The organism is Rhodobacter sp. Har01 (assembly GCF_020564565.1).
Lineage (GTDB): Bacteria > Pseudomonadota > Alphaproteobacteria > Rhodobacterales > Rhodobacteraceae > Pseudogemmobacter.
In genome coordinates this window covers 1-255 of record NZ_JAJCTD010000055.1, presented here as the reverse complement: position 1 = coordinate 255, position 255 = coordinate 1, and the positions used below count along the sequence as shown (strand labels likewise).

1 protein-coding gene is annotated in these 255 nt (G+C 64.3%); it reads right to left on the bottom strand.

From position 1 onward, the window contains the following. Nucleotides 1-255 (bottom strand): citrate/2-methylcitrate synthase (locus tag LHP98_RS19390; protein WP_319638968.1); only part of this gene is annotated, 255 nt, incomplete at both ends.

The window sequence follows — 255 nt, the reverse complement described above, 5'->3', positions numbered from 1 at the left end:
CTGGTTCGCCCCGCCATGGGCCGGTCCCCAGAGGCAGGCGATGCCGGCGGCGATGCAGGCAAACGGGTTGGCGCCGGACGAGCCGGCCAGCCGGACGGTCGAGGTCGAGGCGTTCTGCTCATGGTCCACATGCAGCATCATGATGCGGTCCATCGCCTTTTCCAGCACCGGCGAAACCACATAATCCTCGGCCGGGATGGCAAAGCACATGTGCAGGAAGTTGCCGGCGTAAGAGAGCGAGTTCTTCGGATAGAC